Origin of the sequence: Bradyrhizobium sp. SZCCHNRI1009 (assembly GCF_032487575.1) — a bacterium.
In the GTDB taxonomy this organism is placed as follows: Bacteria; Pseudomonadota; Alphaproteobacteria; order Rhizobiales; family Xanthobacteraceae; genus Bradyrhizobium.
Window position 1 is genome coordinate 141520 of sequence record NZ_JAUEUL010000009.1, and the last position, 21062, is coordinate 162581.

General features: G+C 65.6%; 23 protein-coding genes. 14 read left to right on the forward strand and 9 right to left on the reverse strand.

What is annotated here, in order from left to right; translation table 11 throughout:
• Window positions 1–250 precede the first annotated feature (250 nt).
• Together QX010_RS17840 and rnd are read left to right on the forward strand one after the other, a co-directional pair.
• Window positions 251–1726, forward strand: a complete 1476-nt coding sequence (locus QX010_RS17840; RefSeq protein WP_316180877.1) for a protein adenylyltransferase SelO — start codon at window positions 251–253, stop codon at window positions 1724–1726.
• Between the two features lie 398 nt (window positions 1727–2124).
• Window positions 2125–3273, forward strand: coding sequence for a ribonuclease D (gene rnd / locus QX010_RS17845; protein WP_315800260.1), 1149 nt, complete (start codon window positions 2125–2127; stop codon window positions 3271–3273).
• A 91-nt stretch (window positions 3274–3364) separates the two neighbouring features.
• Here rnd and QX010_RS17850 read toward each other — a convergent pair whose 3' ends face one another.
• Window positions 3365–3532 (reverse strand): hypothetical protein, encoded by a 168-nt coding sequence (locus QX010_RS17850; protein ID WP_315800261.1) that lies wholly within the window; start codon window positions 3530–3532, stop codon window positions 3365–3367.
• A gap of 28 nt (window positions 3533–3560) precedes the next feature.
• On the opposite strand from QX010_RS17850, the gene QX010_RS17855 reads away from it, so the two are divergent.
• Entirely contained in the window at window positions 3561–3737 is a 177-nt protein-coding gene (locus tag QX010_RS17855; protein ID WP_315800262.1) for a hypothetical protein, read from the forward strand.
• A gap of 21 nt (window positions 3738–3758) precedes the next feature.
• Here QX010_RS17855 and QX010_RS17860 read toward each other — a convergent pair whose 3' ends face one another.
• From QX010_RS17860 to QX010_RS17870, 3 genes are read right to left on the reverse strand one after another with little or no spacing between them, the layout of a single operon-like run.
• Window positions 3759–4340: an isochorismatase family protein gene (locus QX010_RS17860; protein WP_315800263.1), complete on the reverse strand. Its 582-nt coding sequence runs from the start codon at window positions 4338–4340 to the stop codon at window positions 3759–3761.
• On the reverse strand, window positions 4337–4960 hold the full coding sequence (locus QX010_RS17865) for a GNAT family N-acetyltransferase (protein ID WP_316180880.1): 624 nt from the start codon (window positions 4958–4960) through the stop codon (window positions 4337–4339). Before QX010_RS17865 ends, QX010_RS17860 begins: the two co-directional genes overlap by 4 nt.
• A complete protein-coding gene (locus QX010_RS17870; RefSeq protein WP_316180882.1) occupies window positions 4947–5588 on the reverse strand; it encodes a hypothetical protein in 642 nt (213 codons plus the stop codon). The genes QX010_RS17865 and QX010_RS17870 overlap by 14 nt, the downstream gene beginning before the upstream one ends.
• A 55-nt stretch (window positions 5589–5643) precedes the next feature.
• Here QX010_RS17870 and QX010_RS17875 point away from each other — a divergent pair, with 55 nt between their 5' ends.
• Window positions 5644–6687 (forward strand): LysR family transcriptional regulator, encoded by a 1044-nt coding sequence (locus QX010_RS17875; protein ID WP_316180884.1) that lies wholly within the window; start codon window positions 5644–5646, stop codon window positions 6685–6687.
• Between the two features lie 4 nt (window positions 6688–6691).
• Here QX010_RS17875 and QX010_RS17880 read toward each other — a convergent pair whose 3' ends face one another.
• Window positions 6692–7807, reverse strand: a complete 1116-nt coding sequence (locus tag QX010_RS17880; protein WP_316180886.1) for an autotransporter outer membrane beta-barrel domain-containing protein — start codon at window positions 7805–7807, stop codon at window positions 6692–6694.
• A gap of 38 nt (window positions 7808–7845) precedes the next feature.
• On the opposite strand from QX010_RS17880, the gene QX010_RS17885 reads away from it, so the two are divergent.
• Together QX010_RS17885 and QX010_RS17890 are read left to right on the forward strand one after the other, a co-directional pair.
• Entirely contained in the window at window positions 7846–8163 is a 318-nt protein-coding gene (locus QX010_RS17885) for a hypothetical protein (protein WP_316180888.1), read from the forward strand.
• A gap of 41 nt (window positions 8164–8204) precedes the next feature.
• On the forward strand, window positions 8205–8414 hold the full coding sequence (locus tag QX010_RS17890; RefSeq protein ID WP_284423192.1) for a cold-shock protein: 210 nt from the start codon (window positions 8205–8207) through the stop codon (window positions 8412–8414).
• 144 nt (window positions 8415–8558) lie between these two features.
• Here QX010_RS17890 and purN read toward each other — a convergent pair whose 3' ends face one another.
• Both purN and purM read right to left on the reverse strand, forming a co-directional pair.
• Complete coding sequence (gene purN, locus QX010_RS17895; protein ID WP_315800268.1) at window positions 8559–9212, reverse strand: phosphoribosylglycinamide formyltransferase; 654 nt, start codon at window positions 9210–9212, stop codon at window positions 8559–8561.
• Between the two features lie 13 nt (window positions 9213–9225).
• Window positions 9226–10299, reverse strand: coding sequence for a phosphoribosylformylglycinamidine cyclo-ligase (purM, locus tag QX010_RS17900; RefSeq protein ID WP_315800269.1), 1074 nt, complete (start codon window positions 10297–10299; stop codon window positions 9226–9228).
• 157 nt (window positions 10300–10456) lie between these two features.
• Here purM and QX010_RS17905 point away from each other — a divergent pair, with 157 nt between their 5' ends.
• The 4 genes from QX010_RS17905 (at window position 10457) to ppx (ending at window position 15610) form a co-directional block, all read left to right on the forward strand.
• Window positions 10457–11011 carry a CDP-alcohol phosphatidyltransferase family protein gene (locus QX010_RS17905; protein WP_315800270.1) on the forward strand — a complete coding sequence of 185 codons (555 nt, stop codon included), beginning with the start codon at window positions 10457–10459 and terminating at the stop codon, window positions 11009–11011.
• Between the two features lie 58 nt (window positions 11012–11069).
• Window positions 11070–11747, forward strand: coding sequence for a DnaA ATPase domain-containing protein (locus QX010_RS17910; protein WP_315800271.1), 678 nt, complete (start codon window positions 11070–11072; stop codon window positions 11745–11747).
• A 125-nt stretch (window positions 11748–11872) separates the two neighbouring features.
• Complete coding sequence (locus tag QX010_RS17915) at window positions 11873–14068, forward strand: RNA degradosome polyphosphate kinase (protein ID WP_315800272.1); 2196 nt, start codon at window positions 11873–11875, stop codon at window positions 14066–14068.
• A 42-nt stretch (window positions 14069–14110) separates the two neighbouring features.
• Window positions 14111–15610 carry an exopolyphosphatase gene (gene ppx, locus QX010_RS17920; protein WP_316181022.1) on the forward strand — a complete coding sequence of 500 codons (1500 nt, stop codon included), beginning with the start codon at window positions 14111–14113 and terminating at the stop codon, window positions 15608–15610.
• Window positions 15611–15617: 7 nt separating this feature from the next.
• Here ppx and QX010_RS17925 read toward each other — a convergent pair whose 3' ends face one another.
• Entirely contained in the window at window positions 15618–16040 is a 423-nt protein-coding gene (locus tag QX010_RS17925) for a globin family protein (protein ID WP_315800274.1), read from the reverse strand.
• A gap of 343 nt (window positions 16041–16383) precedes the next feature.
• Window positions 16384–16764, reverse strand: a complete 381-nt coding sequence (locus QX010_RS17930) for a hypothetical protein (RefSeq protein WP_315800275.1) — start codon at window positions 16762–16764, stop codon at window positions 16384–16386.
• A gap of 167 nt (window positions 16765–16931) precedes the next feature.
• Between QX010_RS17930 and QX010_RS17935 the strand changes: the two genes are divergently transcribed.
• The 4 genes from QX010_RS17935 to QX010_RS17950 all read left to right on the forward strand — a co-directional run bounded on the left by QX010_RS17935 (window position 16932) and on the right by QX010_RS17950 (window position 21049).
• Window positions 16932–18344, forward strand: a complete 1413-nt coding sequence (locus QX010_RS17935; protein ID WP_316180892.1) for an aldehyde dehydrogenase family protein — start codon at window positions 16932–16934, stop codon at window positions 18342–18344.
• A 78-nt stretch (window positions 18345–18422) separates the two neighbouring features.
• Window positions 18423–18986 carry a DUF2478 domain-containing protein gene (locus QX010_RS17940; RefSeq protein ID WP_316180894.1) on the forward strand — a complete coding sequence of 188 codons (564 nt, stop codon included), beginning with the start codon at window positions 18423–18425 and terminating at the stop codon, window positions 18984–18986.
• 406 nt (window positions 18987–19392) lie between these two features.
• Entirely contained in the window at window positions 19393–20205 is an 813-nt protein-coding gene (locus QX010_RS17945) for a uridine kinase (protein ID WP_316180895.1), read from the forward strand.
• 13 nt (window positions 20206–20218) lie between these two features.
• Window positions 20219–21049, forward strand: coding sequence for a molybdenum storage protein subunit alpha (locus tag QX010_RS17950; protein WP_316180897.1), 831 nt, complete (start codon window positions 20219–20221; stop codon window positions 21047–21049).
• Window positions 21050–21062: the final 13 nt, after the last annotated feature.

Here is a 21062-nt window from a genome sequence, read left to right on the forward strand (position 1 = left end):
GTCGTCGTGAGGAAAAGGGAATCGGCGCAGCCGCAAGGGCGCATTGCCGAATGCGCGCAGGGTTTAGCCGAGCCGCCCCGGCGCGGCAACCGCATGCGCGGCCCCTTTTCCGCCTCGTTGCGGAAAAGGCCGCCTCCCCGGCGCACCGGAGCAACCGGCCGCGCTGCCGCCGAATTGAGCTGGCGCTGAAACGCTCATCTGGCAGCCGTTTGGGCTCGAAAAGCGGCCTCAGCGGGCCTATCTTGGAGCCATGACCGTGCATTTCCCCTTCCAGAATTCCTACGCCGCGCTGCCGGACAATTTCTTTGCCCGGGTGGCGCCGACCCCCGTCGCGGCGCCCCGCCTGATCAAGCTGAACCGGCCGCTGGCCGAGGAGCTCGGCCTCAACCCGACGGAGCTGGAGACGCCGGAGGGCGCCGAGATCCTGGCCGGCAAGACTTTGCCCGAGGGTGCCGAGCCGATCGCGATGGCCTATGCCGGCCACCAGTTCGGGCATTTCGTGCCGCAGCTCGGCGACGGCCGGGCGGTTCTGCTCGGCGAGGTCGTCGATCGCAACGGCGTCCGCCGCGACATCCAACTCAAGGGCTCCGGCCCGACGCCATTTTCGCGCCGCGGCGATGGCCGCGCGGCGCTGGGGCCGGTCTTGCGCGAATACATCGTCAGCGAGGCGATGGCGGCGCTGGGAATCCCGACCACCCGGTCGCTGGCGGCGGTCGTCACCGGCGAGCAGGTCTATCGCGGCACGGCCCTGCCCGGCGCGGTGCTGACCCGCGTCGCCACCAGCCACATCCGGGTCGGCACGTTCCAGTACTTCGCCGCCCGCCAGGACGTGGACGCCGTGCGCCGGCTCGCCGACCACGTCATCAGCCGGCACTATCCTGATATCGCCGGCACCGAGCGGCCCTACCACGCCCTGCTCGACGCCGTGATCGCGCGCCAGGCCAAGCTGATCGCCGACTGGCTGCTGGTCGGCTTCATCCATGGCGTTATGAACACCGACAACACCTCGGTGTCCGGCGAGACCATCGATTACGGCCCCTGCGCCTTCATGGACGCCTACGACCCCAAGCAGGTGTTTTCCTCGATCGACGAGTTCGGCCGCTACGCCTTCGCCAACCAGCCGCGCATCGCGCTGTGGAACCTGACCCGGCTGGCCGAATGCCTGCTGCCGCTGTTCGGGGACGACAAGGACGAGGCGATCAAGGAAGCCGAGGCTGCACTCGACGGCTTCGCCGCGGAGTTCACCGACGCCCACCAGGCGGGACTGCGGCGCAAGCTCGGCCTGTTCACGCGAGCCGAGGGCGACCAGCCGCTGGCGCAGGCGCTGTTCGACGCGATGGCCGCGGCCAAGGCCGACTTCACGCTGACGTTCCGCCGTCTCAGCGACGCCGCCGGCAACGGCGATCTCGGCGAGGTCCGTTCGCTGTTCGAGGATCCCGCCGGGTTCGACGAATGGGCGGCGCGCTGGCAGCAGCGCCTGACCGAGGAACCGCAGAGCCCGGCCGAGCGGCGCGCGGCCATGCGCAAGGTCAATCCGGCCTTCATCCCGCGCAACCACCGCATCGAGGCGGTGATCACGGCGGCGGTCGAGAACGACGACTACGCGCCGTTCGAGGAGCTGCATGCGGTGCTGGCCCGGCCCTATGACGACCGGCCGGACCGGGCTGATTATGCCGATCCGCCGCAGCCGGAGGAGCAGGTGTTGCAGACGTTCTGCGGCACCTGACACGCAGTCTTAACCTCGCGTCCACCATCGCCCTGACAGCGCCCGGGTCCTTAAGAAACGATCAACGCAGCCCCGACAAGTTGAACCAACAAGTCGGGGAGGTCTGAGACGTGGACGCGCTGGTGTTCGAATTCATGGGTCTGGCGATGATCGCCTTGTGCCTGATCGTGCTCGCGGTGCCCTCGGCGCGCCGGCCCGCGGGCCGCGTCCGGCATCACTGACCGGCCCCCTGCCCGCCCATCATCAACCATAGAGCGATCGGCCGAGACACTGGCGCTTGCGTTCGGGGCGGATTGGGCCGACAAGCGGAGACGAATTTCGTCCCTTACCCTTTGCCGACACCCTTGACTTGTCAGCGTTTTCGGACGACGGCGTAAGAGCCTCGTCATGGATCGTTCATGGACTTGATCACCACCACCGCGGACCTCGCAGCCGCCTGCGCCCGCCTCGCCCGCCACCCGGTCGTCACCGTCGATACCGAGTTCCTCCGGGAAACCACCTACTATCCCCTGCTCTGCGTCGTGCAGATGGCGAGCCCGGACGAGGCCGTGGTGATCGATGCGCTGGCCGAGGGCATCGATCTCAAAGCCTTCTTCGAGCTGATGGCGAACGAGAAGGTCCTGAAGGTCTTTCATGCCGCCCGCCAGGACATCGAGATCATCTGGCACCGCGCCGGCATCGTGCCGCACCCGATCTTCGACACCCAGGTCGCTGCGATGGTGCTGGGATACGGTGACAGCATCGCCTACGACCAACTGGTCGAGCGCATCACCGGCCACCGCCCCGACAAGACCCACCGCTTCACCGACTGGTCGCGCCGGCCGCTGACCAAGGAGCAGGCGCATTACGCCGAGGCCGACGTCACCCATCTCCGCGACGTGTTCGCCGCGCTCGATGCCGACCTGAAGAAGCGCGGACGCAGCGACTGGGTCAGCGAGGAGATGGAGGTCCTGACCTCGCCGAAGACCTACGACTTCCACCCCGAGCGCGCCTGGGAGCGGCTGAAGACCCGCGTCCGCAAGCCGAAGGAATTGGCCGTGTTGATCGAGGTCGCGGCCTGGCGCGAGCAGGAGGCGCAGAGCCGCGACGTGCCGCGCAGCCGCGTGATGAAGGACGACGCCGTCGGCGACATCGCCACCCATGCCCCGACAACGATCGAGAAGCTCGGCAATCTGCGCTCGCTGCCCAAGGGCTTCGAGCGCTCCAAATGGGGCTCCGACATCGTTGCCGCCGTGCAGCGCGGACTGGCGCGCGATCTCGCCGCCCTGCCCAAGCTGGAAAAGCCGCGCAACAACTCCAATGGCGCTGCGATCGTCGAGCTGCTCAAGGTCCTCCTGCGCATGACCTCGGAACGGCACGCCGTGGCGAGCAAGGTCATCGCCACCGTCGATGATCTCGAGCAGATCGCCGGCGATGACAATGCCGACGTCGCTGCGCTGCAGGGCTGGCGCCGCGAACTGTTCGGCGAGGCCGCGCTGGCGCTGAAGCACGGCAAGCTCGCGCTCGCCATCGAGAAGGGCCGCGTCGTCCGGGTCGACCGGGCCTGATGGGCGTCGCAGCGGCTATGGCCGGCCGCGTCTTCCCCGAGTCTGCCGAGTTGATTGCAGCAGGCGGCACGGGTGTCCATGATCTCGCCAATCATTCGGCGCTGGTCTGCCCCCTCAACTCCGCCTCGATTGTCTGGGACACCTCAACCAGAGCCATCGAGAGAATGTAGACGCTGGTCGGCAGATTGAGCTGGCGCGCCTTCGCGATGGCTGCCCGGAGGCTGCTCGCCAGCTCTTTGAGCTCTTCCTCTCGGGTCATGTCGTGGTCTCGGTCCTGGAGCTGCCGCGTGAGCAAAGACAATTGCGAACCGCCGGAACAGAAGCTGCTGCGGCTGCTCAGCGAGAATCCGGTCGACCTGCACGTCGTCGAGGCCCTTCGCCTCGTCGTCGCGTTCAACAAGATCAGTGATCCGGCCGATCGTCGTATGATTATCGATCTGGCCGAACGACTCGCCTCAGGATGATACCGCCAATAGCCGCCGCGGTCACACCGCGAGCCGGCCGCCAGCGCCGATAAGCTCGGCGCCGTCGAGGACACCGGCAAAATTGCCGATCACCTTGGTTACAACCAACTTGTACAAGGCGGCGTCGCCGGCGCAGGCCTGCCGGCAGGCGACGGCATCGCCGATCACCTGATAGCGGTGACTGCGGTGAAAGCCGTCCACCACCGTCGAGAGGATCGTCTCGTCCAGCGAGAAGCCGAGCAGCACGCAGCGCATGCTGCGCATGTTCGCCATGTACTCGGCGAACCGGGCCGAACTGTAGGCGGACGGCAGCGGATGCTCGAACGCGAGCTCCCCCGGGGTCGGCTTGAAGTCCGGAAGCCAGTTCGTCAGGTTGGAAGCCGGGTTGAACCAGGCTGCCTGTGCGATCCGCTTGAGATGGACGACCGGCCACAGGTTGTCACGCCAGAGCGCGATCAACTGCCGGCAGCGCGCCATGACGACGTCGCCATCGGCGATCAGATGCCTGCGTCCCTCGGCGAGATATTCGCACTGCAGATCGGCGCAGACGAGAACAGGCGGATCCGCCTCGGTGGCACCGAACAGATCTCGGCCCGGCATCATGGTCTCGCTGCGGAGAAGTCGTGCAAGGGCGAGGATGCCGGCCGGCCAGCCGAGAGATCGAGCACGCCCGGCCGATCCCAGTCGCCTTCCGGACGAATGATCATGTAGGGATCGCTGTCGAGCGTGATCGCATCGTCGCACGGCTCGAGGTCCAGCACCATCTCCGTGTAGGAGAAATCGGAGAATGTGAGCTTGCGATTATGGCCGAGCGGCTTGGCGCCGAAATGCGCCCAGAAATCGACGAGACGATCCTGCGCGTGGCCATAGGCCTTCTTGAAGCCCTTGCGCCTGCAATAGTCGAGCGCCTCGCGAACCAGCTTGAACGACAGCCGCGAGCGCCGGTACTGATGGCGCACCGCGAGCCGCTCGACCTTGGCGAAGTCGCCGAAGAAGCGCACACGAACGCATCCAGCCGGCTCCTTGCCGACGAAACCGAGGAAGTGGGCTGCAACCAGATCGTTGCCGTCGAACTCCTCCTCCATGGGACAATCCTGCTCGGTCAGGTAGACCGCGGAGCGGATCGCGGTGACGAGCATGAGGTCATTCGGATCGCGCGCGATGCGCACGGTGATCGCGCGGGGATTCGTCTTTGCTGTCCTGGCCGAACTAATGCTGTGCATCCGCAATGCTCCCATGTTCGAAACCCTTCATCGACTGGATCGAAGGCGCGATCATCTCGGGCATCCGGTTCCACGGCCGCTGATACCACCAGAGATCGGGCTGAAAGCTCGGCACCGGCGTGAAGCCGAGCGCGCCGAGAAAGGCGCGCCCTTCCGGACTCGATGGTTGCGCGTAGTAATCGGCGGCGCGAAATCTCGCGCCTTGCAGCGCCTGCGCGACGTTGCCGAGACCGATCGCTCCCCGCCCTTGCGCGACGAGCGCCCAGACATAGATGGCGGCTACGTCTTCGTCCGGCCGCGCCAGAAATCTGCGCGGCGGATCATTCAAATTGAACTCATCCAGGAGCAAAGCATCGAGGCCTGAGCAGTTGAGATAGAGGAAGGCGATGCCGCCGAGCAGGTTCCTGCCGCGGTAGAGCGCGAAGATCGAGTCCGGATCGTGCCGCAAGAACTCCGCAAGCTCGTGTTCTGAGGCACGAACGCCCGGTATTTCCCGGCGTGCGAGCGCCGCGAGCTCACCGAGCCGATCGAGCGTGACCGCCCGCGCCGCGACCCGATCCGTCCGCGGCAGCGCGTCGAGCTGATGTCGCGGCGTGAATTCTGTGCTTCCGCGGTAGGGGTTCTGCATCTATGTTTCCAGCTTGGCTTTGATGACGTCATCATACTTGTCGGGGCTGGAGTGTATGCGGCAACATTTGCATCGGGGTGCTGCATCTACGCAGCGCAGGAAGTCTGACGAAACGCTTAACCCCTCGTGGGAGGATTTGAGAGCATTTCTGCTCTGTACGCGTCACCGCAGCTTCCGCAACGCGGCGGATGTGCTCGGACTGACCGGCACAACCCTGATGCGCAAGATCGACCGGCTCGAGGACGAGCTCGGATGCAAGCTCTTCATCCGTGATCAATCCGGCCTGTCGCTCAGCGACGAGGGACGATCGTTGCTGTTCGACGTCGAGCAGATGGAGCGGCTGAGCTTCAACATCTTCCGGCGTGCCTCGCTGTCGACCGACACGCAGGGGTCGGTGCGCGTCGCCGTGACCGAAGGCCCTGGCAATTTCTGGATCCTGCCGCGACTGATCGATTTCCAGAAGACTTATCGCAGGATCACCGTCGATCTGAGCTGCGCGATGCAGCAGGCCGACGTGTCGCGGCTGGAGGCCGACATCTCGATCCAGTTCGAACGGCCGACCAACCCTGACGTGATCGTTGCAAAGCTCGGCCGTCTGCACATCTACGGCTTCGTGTCGGAAGCCTATCGCGACGCGCATGGACTGCCGACTTCGCTGGCGGATCTCAAGAACCACCGCATCATCAAGCAGCACGGCGTGCAACTCGACGAGACCGGCTATGCGCGCATCCTCGGCCTGGAGTCCCTCGAAGGCATCGTCGGCATCTCAACCAATTCGAGCGTTGCCGTGCTCTACGCGGTCGAGCGCGGCGCCGGCATCGGCTTTCTGCCGACATCGGCGGTCGCGCTCGGGGCGCCGCTCGTTCCTGTCGATCTCGGCATCAACTACCACATGGATCTGTGGCTGACCTATCACAAGGAGTTTCGCAACTCCGACCGGCACAAGGTCGTCATCGACTGGTTGAAGCGCATCTTCGATCCGAAGGTCCATGCCTGCTTCCGGGACGAGTTCATCCATCCGCTGAATCTCGTGCCTCTGATGGCGCCCGCGCGGGATGTCGTCGGCTTCAACGGCTACGTCGCGCCGAAACCCGTATGACGGGCTACCATTTGAGCTCGACGCCGAGCGTGCCCTGATGCGATTGCAGCACCGAGCGAAGCTTTGCATCGTAGTTGAGATAGAGGCGTGCCGTTCGGTTCAGGGATAGCGACAGTGCCGCGCCGGCGTCGGCGCCGTAGCGGCCCTCGCCAAGGCCCTGCAGCGTGATGCTTTGCGGACCGAGGCTGACGGTCAGCGCGCCGAGATTCTGACTGAAATTGTCGACCAGCTTGCCATAGGCCGAGACGTCGAGGATCTTGCCGTCGACGATGAAGTAGCGGCCGAACTCGGCGCCGACGAGAACGCGGGCGCGCTCCAGCGAGGTGCCGCTGACCGACAGCGGGTCGAGCCCGCCCGCTTCCTGGAATGCCGCCGTCGTGGCGCGCGTGTATTCGAAGGCGAGCTTCGGAACGATCCGGCTCTCCCCGATGCTCCAGTAGTAGTCGAGCTCGCTCAGCACGCCCGTGATGTGGGCGCCGTAGACCGACGTCGCCGCACCGAGGCTGGTGTCGCGCCGCGCACTGATCCCGCCGACGCCATGGACGACCGCGATCGCCCAGGTCCAGGGTCCCTGGTCGACCGAGGCGTTGAAGCCAAACTGCGTGAGATCGAGCGTCGCCGCTTGCAGCGCCAGCGGCACATCGACCCAGGTCCGGCTCTGGTCGACGGATAGTCCGACATTCACGCCCGGCACGAGGCGCATGCCGATACCGGCGACGCCGCCCCCAGTCGTCCTCTTGTCGCCGACGAAGTCGCGTTGCGCATCGCTACGGACGGTGACGCCATACATCTCGCCCCAGGTCCGGAACCGAGGCTGTTCCGAAGCCTCCGGCGCGCCGCCGCCCCCGGGATTGCTCCGCTGCAGCCGGGTGACGCCCTGCGTGGCCTGAGTCCCGAGCCGTTCGAGGAAGCTCGAGCCGAGATCGAGCACGGCTCGGCCGGCCGAACGTTCGGAACTGATCGCGCCTGGCGCAGGGCTGGGCAGTGGGCTCGGCGTTGGTGTCGGCGTCGGGCTGGCGGCGATGCTCGGCAGGCTGGCCTGCGCGACGCACGGCGAAGACGCGGCGGCCGTGCCGAGCGCGACGATGAGCAGCATCGCGCCCGACGCACCACTACGCATTCGCCGATCCGGCCTGGCTTGAGATGCCCCGCGCATCGATGCCCCGTTTCACCGCCGCTCAAATTCGCTTCAATATTGCCGCGATGATTTGCCCGCAGTTCCCGATCGCGGTCAATGAGGATTGCCCGTGCCGCGGCTTCCCTGTAGGGATTTGTGGTTCCAGCACCACAAGCCTCGCAATTGCAGCAACAGCCGGCGACGCGACGTCGCGTTCTCATCAGTCCGCCAACCTTGATATCGGCGGAAAATCGTGTTGCAATCTCCCGTACAATCGGATTGGCCGTTCGACTGTGCGTTTCGCGACTTTGGAAATTGAGCAGATCCCGGGAAGCCCGTTTGTGGCGTGGCACGCGTGAGCGTGGCCGCGTCTTTTTTTCGTCTAGACGAGGAGACAGCGATGCCGACCTACAAGGGCAGCGTGAAGTGGTTCAACCCGACCAAGGGATATGGCTTCATCAAACCGACTGGCGGAGACAAGGACGTGTTCGTCCACATATCAGCCGTGGAGCGTGCTGGACTGACCACGCTCAACGAGAACCAGACGATCGAATATGATCTGGTGGAGAGCCGCGGCAAGACGTCGGCAGAGAACCTGAAGCTCTCGTGAGCATCGTCCCGGCGGAGAGCGCCACAGCGCGGGTTCGTAAACCAACTCACGAGCTCCGCGTCAGGTTCGCTCGCCGCCGATGATCAGACTTCGTCAGCCTTGATGTGCCCCCAGCCCCGCCGGGGATTTTTTTGTCCGCGACAGCTAGCGGACGACCGGCCAGATCAGCGTATGATCGCCTTGCTCCACGGACGACGTCCGGCAGAGATCGCCTTCGAGCCGCACCAAGCCCTTGGCCAACAGCTTCAGCGCTTCCGGATAGATCCGATGCTCGACGCCGAGAATGCGCGTCGACAGCGTGTCCGGCGTGTCGTCGTCCCTGACCACGACCGCGCCCTGCATCACGATCGGACCTGCATCCGTCTCCGGGATGACGAAATGCACGGTGGCGCCTGACAGCTTGACGCCGGCGCGCAGCGCCTGGCCATGCGGATCGAGGCCGGGGAATGATGGCAGCAGCGACGGATGAATGTTCAGCATCCTGCCGTACCAGCGCTGCACGAACTCCGCCGTGAACAGGCGCATGAAACCGGCCAGGCAGATGATCTCGATGCCGCGTGCATCGAGCGCCTGCTGCAGTCTGGCCTCGAACCCTGCGCGGTCCTTGCCGAACGGCTTGCTCTCGATGATTTCGATCGCGACGCCGCTCTCCTGCGCTTTCTGCAGCCCGGCCGCATCGGCCCGGTTGGAGATCACGACGGCGATCTCGGCCGGAAATTCCGGCTGCGCCGCCGCGTGGATCAGCGCGGCCATGTTCGACCCACGGCCCGAGATCAGGATGGCGACGCGGCGCTTCATCGGCACACTCGTCTCACAGAGCCAGATCGAGGGCGCCGGTGTAGATCACCCGCTCGTCGCCTGTCGCAGCAACGACCTCGCCGAGCCGCGCGACGTGCTCGCCATTCGCGGTGAACACCTCGATGACGGCATCGACGGCCTCGGCCTTGACGATCGCGATCATGCCGATCCCGCAATTGAAGGTGCGCAAGAGCTCGCGCTCGGCAATGCCGCCCTGCTCCGCCAGCCATTTGAAGACCGGCAGCACCGGCAGGCCCGTCAGGTCGATCGAAACGCCGAGATGCTTCGGCAGCACGCGTGGAATGTTGTCGGTGAAGCCGCCGCCCGTGATGTGTGCGAGCCCCTTCACCGCACCGGTCTCGCGGATGGCGCGAAGGCATGATTTCACATAGAGGCGGGTCGGCGTCAGCAGCGCCGCGCCGAGAGTCAGGACCGGCGCGAACGGCGCCGGCGCATCGAAGCCGAGGCCGGACTGGGCGACGATCTTGCGCACCAGCGAATAGCCGTTGGAGTGGACGCCGGAGGATGCGAGCCCCAGCACCACGTCACCGGCCGCGATGTCGGGAGACGGCAGCAGCGTGCCACGTTCCGCCGCGCCGACCGCGAAACCGGCAAGATCGTAGTCGCCGTCCTTGTAGAGGCCCGGCATTTCCGCGGTCTCACCGCCGATCAGCGCGCAGCCGGATTCCCGGCAGCCTTCGGCGATACCGGCCACGATCGACGCCGTCGCCTCCGGGTCGAGCTTGCCGCACGCAAAGTAGTCAAGGAAGAACAGCGGCTCGGCGCCCTGCACGACGAGATCGTTGACCGACATGGCGACCAGGTCGATGCCGATGCCGCCATGCAGCCCGGTCTCGATCGCGATCTTCACCTTGGTGCCGACGCCGTCGGTCGCCGCGACCAGCACCGGATCCTTGAATCCAGCGGCCTTGAGGTCGAACAGGCCGCCAAAGCCGCCGATCTCGGCATCCGCACCGGCGCGGGCGGTTGCGCGCACCATGGGCTTGATCAGATCGACCAGACGGTTTCCGGCATCGATATCGACGCCCGAATCTGCATAAGTGAGCCCGTTCTTGCGCTCGGTCATGGTAAAAACCCCTAATCTGGCCGCTGGTTACGTCGGAATCCGGCCGCGCGCAATGGCTCGCAAGGGGCTCGTCCCCACACTATCTAGGAACCGTACCGGTTCGCCCTGTTTCGGAATCGGGTTGTCTTTTGATCGAGTCGTCGTCGGGACCCGCTGCGTGACCATTCCCCACAGTATCCCCAATCTGATCACGCTGGGTCGAATCCTGCTGGTTCCGATCGTCGTCTGGGCCATTGCGGCCGGCCAGATGGAGATCGCGTTTCTGGTCTTCGTGGTCGCGGGGGTGAGCGACGCCGTGGACGGCTTCCTGGCCAAGCGCTTCAACCTGCGGTCCGAGCTGGGAGCGCTGCTCGATCCTCTCGCCGACAAGGCGCTGCTGGTCTCGATCTTCGTCACGCTTGGCATCTGGGGCGCGATCCCGCGCTGGATCGTCATCCTGGTGGTCTCGCGCGACATCATGATCGTCTCGGCGGTGATCGTGTCCTGGCTGTTCGACAGGCCGGTCGCGATGAAGCCATTGATGGTCTCCAAGCTGAACACGGTCGCCCAGGTGGGATTCGCGGCGCTTGTGCTGGCCTCGCTCAGCTTCGGCTTCGAGCCCAGGCCCTACGATGTGGTGCTGATGGTGCTGGTCACCGTCTTTACCCTCGTGTCGGTCGGGCTGTATCTCGTCGACTGGGTGCGCCACATGAGCACCATCGAGGTCCGGTGATCCTCCGCGGAGGGCCCGTCCTGACCTCACGCACCACACGATACGGAGCAATTCGATCTTGGCCGGCCATATCCCCCCTCGTCAGCTGGCCTTCGCGCTGCCGCATGCGGAGAGCCTGACGCGGGACAATTTCTTCGAAGGTCCAGGCAACGCGGCCGGGCTCGCTCTGGTCGACGCCTGGCCGGAATGGCCGGCGCGGACCATGTTCCTGGTCGGCCCCGACGGCTCCGGCAAGAGCCACCTCGCCGCGATCTGGGCCGAGCAGGCAGGCGCCCGATCGCTGTCCGCGCATGCCCTTGAGGCAGGCGTGGTCCCCGGGGCGCTCGCCACCGGCGCGCTGGTGCTGGAGGATCTGACCGCAACCGGTCTCGACGAGCGGGCGCTGTTTCACCTGCTGAACCTGGCCCGCCAGGACGAGGCCTTCGTGCTGATCACGGCGCGCGAGGCCCCGGCGGCCCTGCCGATCGCCCTGGCCGATCTGAGGTCGCGGCTGCGTGCCGTCCCGGTGGTCACGCTGCTGCCGCCCGACGACCAGCTGTTCCGGGCCCTGATCGTCAAGCTGGCCGCCGACCGGCAAATGGCGATCGACGAAACCGTGGTCAGCTATCTCGCCAGCCACATCGAGCGGTCCTATGCGGCGGCACGCCAGACCATTGCGCTGCTGGACAACGAGTCGCTGCGGCTCGGACGCCCCGTCACCCGGGCGCTGGCGGCGGAGCTGCTCCGCCCGGCGTGACCGGCGGCCATCTTGACGGCGGTTGATGACGGAACCTCAATGGTGCCGGCAACGTCATCCCCTGGTCACCCAGATTGGGCTACGGTCGACCATTCGCGACTGGACGGATATGGATCGAATTCCCTATGGATACCGAGCAAGTTACTGAAATTTCAGAGAAAGCACCGGTCTCGGCGCCGTCCATCGAGATTGCCTCGAGCCCCGAGCGATTCATCAATCGGGAGCTGTCCTGGCTTCACTTCAACCGCCGCGTTCTGGAGGAATCGGTCAATCCGCGCCATCCCGCCCTGGAGCGGGTGCGCTTCCTGTCGATTTCCGCCAACAACCTTGATGAATTCTTCATGGTGCGCGTCGCCGGCATCCGCGCCCAGGTCCGCGAGGGCATTGCCGAGCGCAGCCCCGACGGGCTGACGCCGACCGAGCAGCTGAAGCTGATCAACGAGACGGTGTCGCAGCTCGCCATCGACCAGCAGGCGATCTGGCGCGACCTGCGCAAGTTTCTCGGCGAGCTCGGCATCGTGCTGGTCGACGGTCAGGACGTCACCAGGAGCGAGCGCGCCTGGATCGAGGACCATTTCCTCGCCAACATCTTCCCGCTGCTGACGCCACTCGCGATCGATCCGGCGCATCCATTCCCGTTCATCCCGAGCCTCGGCTTCACCGTGGCGCTGCAGCTGATCCGCTCCGCCGACGGGCGTCCGATGAACGCCCTCATTCGCATGCCCGGCAAGATCGATCGCTTCATCCGCTTCCCCGGCTCCAAGGATGGCGTGATCCGCCTGATCACCCTCGAGCAGGCGACCGGACTGTTCATCGGCCGGCTGTTTCCGGGCTACACCGTGAAGGGCCAGGGCGCCTTCCGGATCATCCGCGACAGCGAGATCGAGATCGAGGAAGAGGCCGAAGACCTGGTGCGGCTGTTCGAGACGGCGCTGAAGCGGCGGCGCCGCGGCTCGGTGATCCGGCTCGAGATCGAGGCCAACATGCCGGAGGAGCTGCGCCGCTTCGTGCAGAATGCGCTGTCCACGACGGATGACGAGGTGTTCGTCGTCGACGGCGTGCTGGCGATGAACGAGCTGTCGCAACTGACGCGGGTCGACCGGCCCGACCTCGAATTCGCGCCCTACGTGCCGCGCCATCCCGAGCGTGTCCGCGACCATGGCGGCGACATCTTCGCCGCCATCCGGCAGAAGGACCTGATCGTCCATCACCCTTACGAGTCGTTCGACGTCGTCGTGCAGTTCCTGCAGCAGGCGGCGCGCGATCCCGACGTCGTTGCGATCAAGCAGACGCTGTACCGGACCTCCAACAATTCGCCGATCGTGCGCACGCTGGTGGAGGCCGCCGAGGCCGGCAAGTCGGTGACGGCCCTGGTCGAGCTCAAGGCGCGTTTCGACGAGGAGGCCAACATCCGCTGGGCCCGCGACCTGGAGCGCGCGGGCGTACAGGTGGTGTACGGCTTCCTGGAGCTGAAGACGCATGCCAAGCTGTCGATGGTCGTGCGCCGCGAGGGCGGCAGCCTCACCACCTATGTCCACACCGGCACCGGCAACTATCATCCGGTGACGGCGCGCATCTACACCGACCTGTCCTACTTCACGTCGGACCCGGTGATCGGCCGCGACGTCACGCGGGTGTTCAACTACATCACCGGCTATGCCGAGCCGATCGACATCGAGAAGATGGCGGTGTCGCCGCTCACGCTTCGCAAGCGCATCATCGAGCACATCCACGGCGAGACCAGCTTCGCCCGCCAGGGCAAGCCGGCCGTGATCTGGATGAAGATGAACTCGCTGGTCGATCCCGACATCATCGACGCGCTGTACGAGGCCTCGCAGGCCGGCGTGTCGATCGAGCTGATCGTGCGCGGCATCTGCTGCCTGCGTCCCGGCCTCCCCGGACTGTCGGAGAACATTCGCGTCAAATCGGTGATCGGCCGCTTCCTCGAGCATGGCCGCATCTACTGCTTTGGTATGGGTCAGGGCCTGCCGAGCGCCAAGGCCGCCGTCTACATCTCCTCGGCCGACATGATGCCGCGCAATCTCGACCGCCGCGTCGAGGTGCTGTGCCCGCTTCAGAACCCCACCGTGCATCAGCAGGTCCTGGAACAGATCATGGTCGCGAACCTGAAGGATACCGAGCAGAGCTGGCAATTGTTGCCGGATGGGTCGTCAACGCGTATGAAGGCCGCGAAGGGCGAGGAGCCGTTCAACCTGCACAATTACTTCATGACGAATCCGAGTCTGTCCGGCCGTGGAAAGTCGCTCAAGGAATCATCGCCGCGCCGGCTCACGCGCCGGAATGAACGCTCTCCTTCATAGGGGCTGTCTGCACCGGGGCCTTCTGCGCCGGGATATGCCGTGGTGAAGCCGCCCCGCACGAGGGCCACGAGCGTCGGTGTCATCGACATCGGCTCGAATTCGGTCCGTCTCGTCGTCTACCAGGCGATGGAACGCAGTCTCGTCACCGTGTTCAACGAGAAGGCGCTGTGTGGGCTCGGTCGCGAGGTCCAGACCACCGGCCTTCTCGCATCTGATGCCGTCGACAAGGCGCTGACCGCGCTGAAGCGCTTCCGTGCGCTGTGCAAGGTGCAGCGGGTGGGGCAGGTTCATGCCATCGCGACCGCCGCCTGCCGGGATGCTTCGAACGGCCCCGATTTCATCGCCAAGGCCGAGAAGATCTGCGGCGCCCCGATCCAGATCCTCACCGGCGCCGAAGAGGCGCGCTATTCGGCGCTCGGCGTCATCTCCGGCATTCACAAGCCCGACGGCATCGTCGGTGATCTCGGCGGCGGCTCACTCGAGCTGATCGACGTGCGCGGGCACCAGGTCCGCAGCGGCGTCACCCTGCCGCTCGGCAGCCTTGCGCTGCAGGATCTTGCCGAGAAATCGCTGAAGAAGGCGCAGCGTATCGCGAGCGAGGCGCTGACCGACCTGCCGCAGCTGCTGGCCGGCGAGGGCCGCACCTTCTACGCGGTCGGCGGCACCTGGCGCGCGCTGGCGCGCATCCACATCATCCAGAGCGGTTATCCGCTCGGGGTGATGCACGGCTATGCGATCCCGGCGGCCGACGGGCTGGCCTTCGTGCGCCGGCTGCGCCGTCTCGTCGCCGCCGACATGCTGGCCGACATCGAAGCGATCGCCGAGGCGCGGCGCCCGCTGCTTGCCTATGCCGCGCTGGTGCTCGAGCACATCATCCGCGTCGCCAGGCCGACGACCGTCGTGTTCTCGACCTTCGGCGTGCGCGAGGGCCTGCTCTACTCCAAGCTTCCCGACGCCGAGCGCGCCAAGGACGGGCTGCTCTGCGCGGCGCAGGGCCTCAACGAGCTGTTGTCGCGCTCGGCCCAGCATGCCCGCGAGCTGATCGACTGGACCGACCGCCTGTTCCGCGTGATGCACATCCGCGAGACCGAGGACGATCGCAGGCTGCGGCACGCGGCCTGCCTGTTGTCCGACATCGGCTGGCGCATGCATCCGGACCATCGCGGCGAGCAGACCTACGGCATCATTCTCAACGGCAATTTCGGCTCGATCAGCCATGAGGGCCGCATCTTCGCCGCGCTGTCGGTGTTCTTCCGCTACGAGGGATTGGGCAACGAGGCGAAGCCGCCTGCTCTCACCGAGCAGCTGAGCCCGGCTCAGATCGATCGTGCGCGCCTGCTCGGCACCGCGTTTCGCGTCGCGCATCTGATCTCGGCGGCGCGGCCCGGCGTGCTGCCTGCGACGCATTTCCGCACCCAGGACCGCAAGCTGATGCTGGTGTTCGAGCACCAGATGGTCGACCTCGTCGCCGACCGCGTCGGCGGACGCTTCAAGCAGCTCGCGCGTCTCGTCGGCCGCTCCGGCTCGATCGTGCGCAGCTAGATCATGATCAGGGCCGCCGCGCGCGGGCCGAGATGGCGATCATGCGCTGGGCGATGATGCCGTAGACCTTGCGCCAGGCCTGCTCGACCTCATCATTCCATTGCGGACCAAGTCCCTTGGCGAGGGTCCACAGCAGCGCTTCGCCGACCACCGGATAGTGCTCCGGCCTGACCCCATAGCGCGCATGATTGCGGCCGAGGATGTCGGTGCTGGACAACAGACCAGTCGTCTGATCGAGGCTGCCGACGAGGACCGCCAGGGTCGCGATGAAGTCCCGTTTCAGCACGTCCATGTCGGCGGGAAACATCGTCCGACATTCCGGCGCAAGCTCGAAGATGCGGTCATAGAACGTCGTCGTCATCTGTGTAGCATTGGCAAATACCAAGTCGAACGACGACCTGACGTGCACGATCTCATCAGCAGTCAACATGCGCAAGTCCAATTCGAAACAATTCCAATCAGGGCCCGACCAGTGGAGCTCGACGTGGTGGTGTCGCGGCGGCGCGAACGGGTTCAAGATTATAAGAAACAGACGATCGCGCCCTGAGGTACTTGTCAAAGGCGCGGCACCGTGCCGCAGCATTGTGGAGCGGCTTGTGATCCGGCCGCGACGGTTGCTGACCGACCCAGTGATCGGAGACGGTAACGGCAACACATATGACGGCCATCGTGCTTCTCGCAGGGCATCGGAGGACGCCGACGCGCCGGCCGCCGCCCTCGAAACAGGCAGGAAATCCCTGGCCTGACCAACGTTCGGATCGGTCCCCGCGCGATCAGTTCGGCCGGATCGCCGGTGCCGACGGGTATCGCATCAGCAGCGCCTCGCCGAGCACGTTCTGCTGATCGTCGGGAATCGCGAACCGGACGCTGAAGCCGTCGGGCGTTGCGAGCGTGATGATGCGCTTCGTCGAATCCGTCGACTGCTCGATGGTCCAGGACGCCAGCGGATAGGCGTAGCGCAGTGCCTGGTCGCCATAACGCGTACGCAGCGCCAGCTCGAGGAGGCCGGGCAGCGTCATGACCAACGCGCCGGCCTGGCTGACCGAGAGGCTGAGCGCCGCCGCATTGCCGGCCGCGTCCTCGAACCCGAGCGAGATCGTCTCACCGTCGTCGACGACCTCACAGACCGTCAGCGCCTTGGCCCGCAGCTCCATGATGGCTCCACATCAATTCACCGTTATTTCCGAATGACTATAGCGAAAAATGCCATCGCGTCCAGCGCGGCAGCGGAGATGCCGCGGTGGCGTTGCTGTATTCATCGTGATATAGCGTCAGATATAACGTGGCCGAAGTGCCACATCTTGCAGGGAGAGTCATGCCGATGAGCGACTATCATCTTTTGATCGGCGGCACGCTGGTGCCGGGCGCCGCGACCATGCCGGTGATCAATCCGGCGACCGAGGAGGTGCTCGCGCAGTGTCCGCGGGCCTCCGAAACCCAGCTCGACCAGGCGGTCGCCGCCGCCAAGGCGGCCTTCCCCGCCTGGGCCGCGACTGCGATCGAGGAGCGTCGCCGGCTCATTGGCAAGATGGCCGATATCATCGAAGCCAATTCGGGCGAGTTGGCCCGGATCCTGACCAGCGAACAGGGCAAGCCGCTCACCGACGCCACCGGCGAGGTGCTCGGCATGGCCGCGTTCTTCCGCTATCTCGCGACGCTCGAGCTGCCGATGCGCGTGATCGAGAGTTCGGGCGACCGCCAGGTCGAAGCCTATCGCCGTCCACTCGGGGTGGTCGGCGCCATCATTCCCTGGAACTATCCGCTGCTGATCCTGGGCTTCAAGCTGCCGCCTGCCCTGCTCGCCGGCAACACGCTGGTGGTCAAGCCGGCCCCGACCACGCCGCTCTCGACCCTGAAATTCGCCGAGCTGGTCAAGGACGTGCTGCCGGCCGGCGTGCTCAACGTGATCACCGACGCCAACGATCTCGGCGACCGCATGACCGGGCATCCGGACATCCGCAAGATCTCGTTCACCGGCTCGACCGCGACGGGACAGAAGGTGATGGCCAGCGCCGCGCAGACCTTGAAGCGGATCACGCTCGAACTCGGCGGCAACGACGCCGGCATCGTGCTCGACGACGTCGATCCGAAGACCGTCGCGCCCGGTATCTTCGAGGGCGCCTTCCAGAACTCCGGGCAGGTCTGCCTAGCGATCAAGCGGCTCTACGTGCACGAGAGCGTCTATGATGACATCTGCAACGAGCTGGTCGCGATCGCCAAGAACACCGTGGTCGACGACGGCTCCAAACAGGGCACCAAGCTCGGGCCGCTGCAGAACAGGATGCAATACGAGAAAGTGAAGGCGTTCCTCGACGACGCGCACAAGAACGGCAAGGTCATCGCCGGAGGTGCTGCGATGGATCGTCCCGGCTACTTCATCGAGCCGACGATCGTGCGCGACATCAAGGAAGGCTCGAAGCTGGTCGACGAGGAGCAGTTCGGACCGGTGCTGCCGGTGATCAAATACTCCGACCCGAGCGACGTCATCCGCCGCGCCAACGGCACCAGCTACGGCCTGGGCGCATCGGTCTGGTCGTCCGATCCGAAACGCGCGCATGAGATCGCCACCCAGATCGAGGCCGGCACGGTGTGGATCAACAAGCACCTGGACATGGCGCCGCACATCCCGTTCGGCGGCGCCAAGCAATCGGGCATCGGCACCGAGTTCGCCGAGGAAGGCCTCGCCGAGTTCACCCAGCTGCAGATCATCAACGGACCGGGCCTCACGGCCTGAGCCACATGAAGGCCGCGGACAGTTGTCCGCGGCCTTCCCGCAAACGGGTCCACCGTCATTTTCACTCCGGAGCGCGTGATGTTCGACGCCGAATGCGACCTCGCTGCCCTGGTGTATGATCAGGGCGACGAGCCGGATCAGCTGTTACGAGAGTTCGCAGACCGTCTTCGGGCTCGCGGCGTTCGTGCCGTCGGACTGGTGCAGCGTGTCCAGCGCTCTCTCGACGCGCACGAGATCGCGGCGACGCTGGTGCACAGCGGTGTCGAGATTTCTCTGCTGCAGCGGCTTGGGCGCCAAGCCGGCGGCTGCCGCCTCGACGTCGGCCAATTGCTGCAGGCGGGCTCAGCAGTGGCGGGGGCGCTGAGCGAGGGCGCCGATCTTCTCATCATCAACCGCTTCGGCCGCCAGGAAAGCGAAGGCGGAGGCCTGACCTATCTGATCGAGCAGGCACTGGCCGCGGATGTCCCTGTCCTGATCGCCGTCCCCTGCTTCAGGTTCGCCGAGTGGATCAATTTCGCGCAGGGCATGAGCGTGAGGCTGCCCTGCACGCGTCGCGCGCTGGACCAGTGGTGGTGGAGCGTGTCGCGGCGCTGCGCCGTATTCGACAAGAATCGACCCACGATCTGCGAGCTTCTCAAATGATCGCGGCTGCCGTTCACCGGCAACCTGGCGCTGCGATCAATCGGTCCAGGCCGCAGTCGGCGCGATTATGCCGAAACTTTGTGCATTGTCGGAAACCCTGCAAACCGCTCGGGTGAAGCTATATGATTCTCGATATAGCTAATTGAAATACCAAGGGATTTTCTCTGACTGGATGGACCCGCGGGATCGGCGCGATCGATGTTCGCGCATGACAGCGTGGGCCAACCTGCTCCGCAGACGATTGTCGGGGCCACGAACGGTCGTGTATTCCACGGGCAATATGCGATCGATAGCCGGCCATTGAGCCGGCTGCCAGGACATCTCAGGGAAACGGTCAGGAGCGGGTGGACGGCGCAGCCAATCCGGCACGCCGGCCGGACATCCACGAGGAAAGGAACGTTTTTCAATGGCAACCACGACGGCCGGGCTCGAGCAGCTTCTGATGCAGCGCTCGCTCACCGACGCCCAGTTGATTGCGGCGGCGGAAACGGCGGCTGACTTCCGCATCCTTCCCGACGCCACCGTGATCAAGATCGGCGGCCAGAGCATGATCGATCGCGGCCGTGCCGCCGTCTATCCGCTGGTCGAGGAGATCGTCGCCGCCCGCAAGGCGCACAAGATGCTGATCGGGACCGGTGCCGGCACCCGCGCGCGCCACCTCTATTCGATCGCCGCCGGACTGAATCTGCCGGCCGGCGTGCTGTCGCAGCTCGGCGCCTCCGTTGCCGACCAGAACGCGGCAATGCTGGGCCAGTTGCTCGCCAAGCACGGCATCTCGGCGGTGGAAGGCGCGGGTCTTTCCGCCGTGCCGCTCTATCTCGCCGAGGTCAACGCGGTCGTCTTCAGCGGCATGCCGCCCTACGGCCTGTGGATGCGCCCTTCGGCCGATGGTGTCATCCCGCCCTACCGCACCGACGCCGGCTGCTTCCTGGTCGCCGAGCAGTTCGGCTGCAAGGCGATGATCTACGTGAAGGACGAGAACGGCCTCTACACCGCCAATCCGAAGACCGAAAAGAATGCCACCTTCATTCCCAAGATCTCGGTGCCCGAGATGAAGGCCAAGGGTCTGGCGGACTCCATCCTGGAGTTCCCGATGCTCGACCTGCTCGAAGCCTCGCGACACGTCCGCGAGGTCCAGATCGTCAACGGACTCGTGCCCGGCAATCTGACCCGTGCGCTCGCCGGCGAGCATGTCGGCACCATCATCACCGCGAGCTGAGGGCCCCACCGCCATGGCTGACACCAACACCATCAAGCACGTCGCCTCGCCGCTCGCGCGCCAGACGCTGCTCGACGACAAGCTCACCCGTCCTGTCGCCGGCAAACGCCCGATCGCGCTGCTGCCCTGGCTGCAGGTCGTCAAGATCGGCGGCCGCGCGATCATGGACCGCGGCGCCGAGGCAATCCTGCCGCTGGTCGAGGAGATCAGGAAGCTGCTGCCGGAGCACCGGCTGCTGATCCTCACCGGCGCAGGTATCCGCGCCCGACATCTCTACGGCGTCGGCCTCGATCTCGGCCTGCCGGTCGGCTCGCTCGCACCGCTCGCCGCCAGCGAGGCCGGCCAGAACGGCCACATCCTGGCGGCGCTGCTGGCCTGCGAAGGCGTGTCCTACATCGAGCATCCGACGATCGCCAACCAACTCGCGATTCATCTCACCGCGGCACGCGCAGTGGTCGGCAGTGCCTTCCCGCCCTATCACCACCACGAATTCCCGACCTCGCGCATTCCGACGCATCGGGCCGACACCGGCGCCTTCCTGATCGCCGATGCGCTCGGCGCCGCGGGACTGACGATCGTCGAGGACGTCGATGGCGTCTACACGGTCGACCCGAACGGACCGGACGCGGCAAAAGCAAAACTGCTGGGTCAGACCAGCTTCGATGCGTTGGCCAAGCAGGAGGGCACGCTGCCGTTCGACCGCACACTGCTCGAGGTGATGGCCAACGCACGCCACATCTCGCAGGTCCAGGTCGTCAACGGCCTGGTGCCGGGACGGCTGACGGCGGCGCTGCGTGGCCACCATGTCGGCTCGATCATCACGACCGGCGCCAAGGCCGACTGATCCGTTGGATCGC